The organism is Microcoleus sp. PH2017_28_MFU_U_A, assembly GCF_020738035.1.
GTDB lineage: Bacteria > Cyanobacteriota > Cyanobacteriia > Cyanobacteriales > Microcoleaceae > Microcoleus.
Map to the genome: position 1 here is coordinate 1 of NZ_JAEQCX010000189.1, position 8,083 is coordinate 8,083.

Annotated in this window: 7 protein-coding genes; 4 read left to right on the forward strand and 3 right to left on the reverse strand. The window is 48.1% G+C overall.

Annotated features, from left to right (window positions below):
* Positions 1-119: 119 nt before the first annotated feature.
* From JGK14_RS32965 to JGK14_RS32980, 4 genes are all read left to right on the forward strand, one after another.
* Entirely contained in the window at positions 120-3,905 is a 3,786-nt protein-coding gene (locus tag JGK14_RS32965) for a polymorphic toxin-type HINT domain-containing protein (RefSeq protein ID WP_325315969.1), read from the forward strand.
* Positions 3,906-4,222: 317 nt separating this feature from the next.
* Positions 4,223-5,011, forward strand: a complete 789-nt coding sequence (locus tag JGK14_RS32970; RefSeq protein WP_293187150.1) for a hypothetical protein — start codon at positions 4,223-4,225, stop codon at positions 5,009-5,011.
* Positions 5,012-5,415: 404 nt separating this feature from the next.
* Entirely contained in the window at positions 5,416-6,123 is a 708-nt protein-coding gene (locus JGK14_RS32975; RefSeq protein WP_325315970.1) for a hypothetical protein, read from the forward strand.
* Between the two features lie 77 nt (positions 6,124-6,200).
* On the forward strand, positions 6,201-6,365 hold the full coding sequence (locus JGK14_RS32980; protein ID WP_293239973.1) for a hypothetical protein: 165 nt from the start codon (positions 6,201-6,203) through the stop codon (positions 6,363-6,365).
* 288 nt (positions 6,366-6,653) lie between these two features.
* On the opposite strand, the gene JGK14_RS32985 is transcribed toward JGK14_RS32980, so the two are convergent.
* The 3 genes from JGK14_RS32985 to JGK14_RS32995 all read right to left on the reverse strand — a co-directional run bounded on the left by JGK14_RS32985 (position 6,654) and on the right by JGK14_RS32995 (position 7,445).
* Entirely contained in the window at positions 6,654-6,887 is a 234-nt protein-coding gene (locus tag JGK14_RS32985) for a hypothetical protein (RefSeq protein ID WP_293187123.1), read from the reverse strand.
* A gap of 181 nt (positions 6,888-7,068) precedes the next feature.
* Entirely contained in the window at positions 7,069-7,326 is a 258-nt protein-coding gene (locus JGK14_RS32990) for a hypothetical protein (protein ID WP_293187124.1), read from the reverse strand.
* Positions 7,305-7,445, reverse strand: a complete 141-nt coding sequence (locus JGK14_RS32995) for a hypothetical protein (RefSeq protein ID WP_293187125.1) — start codon at positions 7,443-7,445, stop codon at positions 7,305-7,307. The genes JGK14_RS32990 and JGK14_RS32995 overlap by 22 nt, the downstream gene beginning before the upstream one ends.
* Between the last annotated feature and the right edge of the window lie 638 nt (positions 7,446-8,083).

Sequence of the window (8,083 nt, forward strand, 5' to 3'; positions counted from 1 at the left end):
TAGGTATAATATTTGACATCCATACCGAAACATTAACCTATTCATATTCACTCATTTATTTATTATACATCGCTGATGTTATTAAATTTTCATTCCTTACTCGCATTGACGAAGTTACTATGCCCGACAACACGCCAACCAATACCACCGACAATCCCAAGGTTATTAACAAGTACGATGCAGCCAACAATCTCATCGCGCAAATCTCTCCAACCGGACTGGAAACGCGCTACGTTTACGATGCTTTAAACCGACGAACTGAGACTATTTTGCCCGATCGCACTCCCGGAGATTGGACTGACAATCCCAGGACTAAAACGGAATATTCCGATGGCAATCGGATTAAGTCGCAAACTGATACTCTGGGCAACAAAACCCAATATACTTACAACGATCTCGGTCAAATAACGCGGGTTTTGAATCCTTTCAATCAGCCGACAACTTACACCTACAACGCGGGCGGTCAGGTGGAAACAGTTACCGACTACCGCAACCGCAAAACCCAATACGTTTACGACGACAAGGCGCGGGTGAAGGAAGTTATTTTCTTCGACAATTCCCGCATCAAGTTGACCTACGATGAATTGGGTCGGGTCAAGACTGAAACCAACGAACTGAATCAAACCACTACCTACGAATACGATGCCAAAGGTCGCGTCAAAGCAGTTATTAACGCCAAAAACGAACGAACTGAATTTGAATACGACCAACGCGACAACTTAGTTCGAGTTACCGACCCGCTGCTGCAATCAACCACTTTCAAATACGACCAATACGGGCAGCAAGTAGGGGTGACTTTCCACAACGGTGACAAAGTTGCGATGGGTTACGACAGATTCGGCCGCCTTACCGCCTACACCGATGAAAATCTCAATCCGACTAAATACACCTACGACAATCTCAGCCAGCTAACTCAAATCGAACAACCCAAACAGTTAGTTAACGGTCAGTTGCAAGATACTTTCACTAAGTACGTTTACGACAATCTATCCCGCTTGCAAAAGATTGAGGATGCCAACACTCAAGTTACCGAATTCAAATACGATGAATTCAACCGTCCCTGGCAAACAATTTTACCGCTAGGTCAAAGCAACCGCACCGATTACAACAAGTTCGGACAAGTTACTGCTACCACTGATTTCAACGGATCCAAAATCGATTACAGTTACGATCCTTTCGGGCGTTTGGATGGCAAGAACTTTACAGACCCCGGCATCCCCGACGTTTCCTACACCTACGATCCGCTAACTTTGGGACTGGCAACTGTGACGGACGGGCGCGGAATCACTCGGTACGGCTACGACAATTACGACAGGTTGCAAACCGTAACGACGCCCGACCAAAAAGTAGTTCAGTACGGCTACGATTTGTTGAGCAACATTACTTCCCTAGTTACTCCGACGGGAACTACTACCTACGGTTACGATGTCTTAAATCGCTTGGATACTGTTAAAAAAGGCAATCGAATTCTGGCGGATTACGATTACAATCCCGCAGGCAATCTCTCGAAGATTACCCTAGGTGACAGTTCCGTTGAGGAACGCAAGTACGATACTCGCAACCGCTTGGAACGGGTGACTGCTAAAAATTCAACGGATACTGTTTTCAACGATTTCAAATACACCCTCGATCCAGTCGGCAATCGCAAGAAAGTTGAGGAATTTGACGGCCGCACTGTCGATTATGCTTACGATGCCCTCAACCGCCTGACTCAAGAAAAGATGGTCGGCGGCGTTACGTCCAATCGGACGATCGATTATACTTACGATTTGGTTGGCAACCGCTTGACTCGGAACGATTCGGGGACGGGATTGGCGAATTATTCTTACGACGCCAACAACCGACTGCGACAGTTAACTCAGGGTTCTCAAACTACTGCTTTCAATTACGATAATAACGGTTCGATAATACAGCGTTCTGACGGCACGCAAACTGTTACTTACGACTGGTTTAATGACGGGGAAAACCGCTTGGCGGGAGTTACTAATTCGGGGCCGGGAGGGACTTCTCAAACTAATTTCGTTTACGATGCTTTCGGCAACAGGGTAGCCAGCATTGCTAACGGCGTCAGAACGAATTATTTGACTGCTTCAGCGGGCGGTTTGCCGTCCGTTTTGATGGAGTACGATGCGGCGGGTCAAGTCACTGCTGATTACACTCACGGTTTGGGCTTGGTTTCTGCCGTTCGCAACAATCGGGAGGGATTCTATCACACTGACGGTATCGGTTCGACTCGGGCGATTACGGATAGCGTGGGTTTGGTAACCGATCGCTACACTTACGATGCGTTCGGCGGGTTGCTGAACCAAACGGGGACTTTCGGCAATTCTTTCCAGTTTGCTGGGGAACAGCGGGACAGTTCTACCGGATTGGATTATATGCGGGCGCGGTACTACGATCCGAGTTTGGGCAGGTTTATCTCGAAAGATGCTTTCAGTGGCTTTTTGAGCGACCCGTACAGCCAGCACGATTACCAGTACGCTCATGCCAATCCGGTGCGGTTTACCGATCCGACAGGCTACTTCACGATGGGCGACATCATGGGGACGCTGAGTGGGGTGTCGGCGCTGGCTGCAATCAGCGGAGTTGGTTTCGGCGGCGGTTACATCGGTGGGGCTGCTGCTGGTGGCGCTAGCGGTTCCGAAATCCTGGGGATGTTTGGGGATTGGGGTGCTGGTTTTGCTAACGGGGTGTCGGGCGGTTACTTGACCGATATGTACGAGCACTACAGCGGTAACAAGGTCGAACCGACTCACGGGATGCTGTGGAGTGCGGGTGCTGTGACGGGAATCGGGGTGTCGTTCCTGTTAGGGATGAAGCTGCCGTTGGTGGCTTCTGCTTCGATGGGGCCGCTGAAGTGGGTGGCGACTGCGGGAGTAGCTGCTGATACGACGTTTGATGCTTACGGGGCTGCACAGGCGACTGGGAATCTTTACAACAGCTACCAGGATAACGGTGGGTGGGAGTTCCAGGATTCTTGGAATTTGCTGGCTTACTTGCCGTTTGTGGGGATGACGAAGGGGGTCAGGCAGGGGCTTAGCGTGTCGCGGAAGACGCCCAAGCTTGCTACGCCTGGGGCTGACGATTTGTTGGCTAACAGTAAAAAGATGGATGGTGGGGTTGCGGGCGGGCCGATGTGCTTCGTTGCCGGGACGGAGATTCTCACTGTTGACGGGATTAAGAATATTGAGGACATTCAAGTTGGCGATTGGGTGATTGCTGATGACCCGACGACTCCTGGGGGAATTGAGGCAAAAGAGGTTTTGGATACCTTTGAGAATGAGGCAACCGAGCTGTACGATCTGTATGTAGATGGGGAGGTGATTTCTACTACTGCGGAACATCCTTTCTGGGTGCCGGGTCAGGGTTGGGTGAAAGCTAAAGATTTGGTTGTTGGGGATCTGTTGCAGACGGATAAGGAAACGTTTGTTGATGTCGATAAGATCGATCGACGCGAGGGGGATTTCAAGGTTTATAACTTTGAGGTTGAGGGATTCCCGACTTATTTCGTCTCGGAGTTGGGCATTCTGGTTCACAATACTTGTGAACCCCACGGACGCCCGATTCTAAACACACGTTTATCGGATCGAGTCACAAAAGCACTCCCCGAAGGAGAGGTTAGAACAAAATCTGAAACTCAGCAAGCTCGCGACTTCTTCAAGAATAATCGACAGAAGGCAAAAGAATGGTGGGAACAACGGGAAGGAAGAGAATGGCCCACTAACGCTACCCACTACGAGCATCCACGCCCATTGGCGGATGGTGGCGACCCCCTTTTTGCTGAGCCAGGCTTCAACGGACCAACTTCACCGCATAATGTTCCAGGACCGGATGGACTCACTGATTTTCAGAGGTGGGGCGCGCGTGGAGGAAGACGTCCGAAGGACCCAACTAGCGAGACTTAGACAAAAAACGGGGCGAAATTGGTCTTAAACTTAGATGAGGAAGGGCTGTTGGCTCGAATCGGTATAAATCTATAAACCATTTGCGGTTTCAGGCATTTTTAGGTCATCGACCTGTTTCCTTTATCCTCCAGAGGCTTTCCGCCCCTAAAGGGGCGGAAAAATGTCTAAGTCCCACTAAAAAAACTTAAGTAGCAGGAGCAGACATGACAACAGATTCTGCATTTATGAACCACACAAAAATCTGAAATTCAAACCTACGCGCGGGCATCGCTCCTGCAAAAACTGTTTTGTGTACCTATTTACTTGGAAAGTGCTGTATGTTTGAATGGCTTAAGGATGAAATGGACAGAATTAAGACTCGCAAATTCCATGTTGTGGACAGTCCACTATCAGATGAACAACGAGAGCTAGTTGAGCAGTCAGATCTTCCCGTGCCACCATCATACAAAGAGTTCGTTATACAGTTTGGTGGTGCCCAGCTCTATCGTCAGGGAAGTATCTATCTAGTACAGATATTCAATGTTCCTACTGATGCTCAATCGGATGATGGTCGCGTTTTGCTACATTTTGGTCGTACTGACATGGCATTGGCCTATTTCAGAGAATCACTGTTTGTTCCAGGGGAAGAGTCTCCTGTGTTTGAGTGGCAACACGAGCTGGGATTGCAACAAACTGCAAGCTGTTTCGAGGAATGGCTGAGAGCAAGATGCTCCGCAGCAAGGAAATTGTTCTCGAAGAAGGAGTGGGCAGCCATCGAGGCGGGTTCGCCTCCATTCACAGAGCAAGAGCAAGCTATCGTCGAGTCCCGACGGAAATTCCGTTGGCAGGTTATCGGTATAGCTGACAACGGCAACTTGATGTTTGAAGTCCATAATGGTTCAAATATGGTGCTTCCCTTTCTCTCCATTGGCGTGAGGGCAAAGGATGGCAAACTCAATGGTGGCGTGTGGTTGCCAGTCTCTTCAGTCCGGCCCGGTCAAACCTGTATTATTGAAAAAGATTGTTATAAGAATTTGCTTTTACCTAAGGAAGTGGATATTTTTGAGAAGCCAGACCCCGAACCAGAGGATCGCGATCGCTATTGGGAATTCAGGCGTTTGTCCTGATAGGGAGAGTGTGTTTCAGCTCGCTTGTTCTTTTCTTGTACGTTTGGTTTATGTGAGGAAAGCCACCACCTATTGATTAGATTAGGAAACCATTGAATGATAGGCTCTTCTGGGTTTGTGACTAAAATTGTATAAGAAGGCACAAAATCTTCTCCTTCCGAAGGCTGAAACCCTTTCCAGGCTAGACATAAACTTTGTTTATCACCCAATACTCAGAAGAGCCGAATGATATTATCATTTTCATATATCCTGCCGACTAATTTGGTGGATATTCAAGCTTTTTTACAGCCATCATCAAGTACAACTATGATTTTTAAATAATTCTCCCGATCTCGCAACTCTCCCCCTGTACGAAGGCAATCCACCCAACATAAAATATTACCCAACACACCCAACAAACAGCCATGAAACCAAAAACAACCATTCAAGAACTAGCCTTATCCCTGACAGCCAGAAACCACTCCCCCACGCTCCTCAACTCGGACTTCCTCAAATACAGCGGCATCGTTCCACCTGACTGGGAACTCGCCCGCCCTCCCGTTTTCAGCCCCCAAATCTCTCAAGTTGCCTTCACCAACGGCATCAACATCGTCGCCCAATCGAACGCCATCACCTTCATCGAATCCCTGAGTACAAAGTCACAAGAAGACGTAAAAATCCCCGCTATCATCCGCAAATACGTTGAAGCTTTACCCCGCACCGACTATCAAACGTTGAGCATCAATCCGAGAAGTTTCGTCACCTTTGAAGCAGGAGATGAAAATGTTGCCCGCGAGTACATTACCTCCACTTTATTGTCGAAGGGAACTTGGTCTGATGTGGGGAAAGCTCCGGTCAAAGCTGCCGTTAATTTAGTTTATTCTCTGGAACAAGGAGAACTAAACTTAAGCGTTGCCGAAGCATTGTTGCAACTGCAAGAAGCCGAGCCAACTCCCGCAGTATTGTTTTCAGGTAGCTTTCAGTACGAAATTGCAGGGGAGTTAGAAGGAGAAAAACTGCAACGCTTGTACCAACTTCTGGAGAATTGGCAGCCGGATTTAGAAGCTTACCGGGAAATAGTTAACCAGCGTTTCTTGGGAGAAATAGCTCCAGATTTGGTGCCGGCAGCGTAAAGGATAAACCGTCCGGCGGCAGTCGCTCGACGCGGAAACCCGAGGATCTCGAACTAATAAAAACTTCGCGATCCCTCTTGATAATAACTGCCGAAACATCCCAACAATTCTTCGGTTTTGACTCGCCCGCCGCCCGATCGCCCGCGCTAAAATTACTCGCCCGTCGAACGCGCCCCCGCACTCGCTTGGACAACCCGAACCTACCAACAAAAAGTCGATCGCGCGTTCGATCGACCAGGTAGGGAAACTCCACAAAACAAGAACGAATATTAGTACAATCTTTTCAATAAACTACGAAAAGCCGGTCGATCGAGAGTGCAATACTGGTGGCAATCGGTGCTTAATTATACCGAATTTGAACGTGGCAAATGTTGGACTTTGCAGGGGCAGATCGATGCCAAAACGCAGCAAATGTTGGACGAAACATTGACTTAACGAGGCGCTGCAAATTTATTTCCTGCGGAGTTTGTTCGGTCTAGTTTCGCCTCACTTTCGCCTCACTTTCGCCCAACATTCGTCCAAGGTTTGTCCTACTTTCGCCCAACGTTCGCCACAGCCAGTCGATTGTCGATTTGGGCTGCTTCAAAAGCATACAGGGCATGGGATGCAGGCTTTACTTTTGCCTCGGAAACAGCAGAAAAGAGGCGGCATTCTTTGCCGGAAATCGGGATGCGGGCAAATGCTGCCCCTGGGGATAGAGGCGGATGTTGCGCGACCGTACTTATTCCGCTTTGCACCATTTTTTTACGCTTCAGCAGCTTCATACTTGGGGCATCGAAATTTCAGTTTTTTTGACTGCATTGCCGGGTCGAAAAATAAGCTATTTTTGCTGATTTTAACACTAGCCGCTAATTTAACGTTCGGCTTGCTGTCGGATCGATCGGCAGTTTTTTGCGATTGATGTCTTGCAACGGTGCGAGCTCGAATATTGCGATCGCACTGCCACTAATTTGATATTGAACTTGCTGTTAGTTCGCGACGGTGCATGAAGGCGAGCGCACGAAAAAGCAAGCGAGCTCGAATATCGCGATCGAGCGCATTAAAACGAGCGACGATACCCAACCGACACGGACGACAATAGCGACTCGCGCTGCCATCCTTCAACAGTTCGGATGGCAGCCAAACGCCGAAGTCGGTCGAGATCGAGCGTGTTAATTTTTCGAGTTCGATGCTGCTGCAAGCTAAGGCAAACTTGGCGGCCATTTAGATCGGCGGCGCATCAACTCTGCAATCCGCACGCGCACTGCTTCCTCCTCTGTTTCCAGCCAGCGGGCGATAGTTTCCGAACTGTACTTAGAACCAGGCGCGCCCCGACCGAACATCTGGGTCAGGTGCGAGATCCACGTTTAGCCACTAGTGAACTTGAAAAGCTGCTTGCTTCAAAATAAGAGAATCACCAGGAACAACAATAAACTACGGTTTTTCGATCGACAATTTGCACATTTTTTCGGAAAAATGTGCTTAATGATACCGTTTTTTAGGAGCAACCAAATTGGATTTTACTGCGATCGAGCGATACCAAACTGCAACCAAACTTGACTTATAAATACTAAAACCACACCAAACTTGACGTGACAACATTCGTTCGCAGTTCGTCTATTTTCGTACACTTTCATCTCATTTCCGTCTGCGAACGTTATACTTTTGTCTATTAACGTTACACTTAGATCCATTTTAGTCTATTTATCCAAGACTCATACAGAATAAGAATTACAGGAGTTTTCTGATCGTAAAAACTTGCATTTAATAGCAAGCAAACCTTGCCCAAAACCCAGATACAGACCAATGCTACAGGGGGGCATGGATGCAAAACTTGCGCGTCTTTACTTACTCCGCATTGCACCGTTTTTTACGATCTCAGTTAGGGAGCACCACAGAATGATTGATCCTATAATGACCCAAAGATAATTTCAGTGTGCAGCGTATCTTATGTCTCTAAAATCTATCATGAAACTGACCG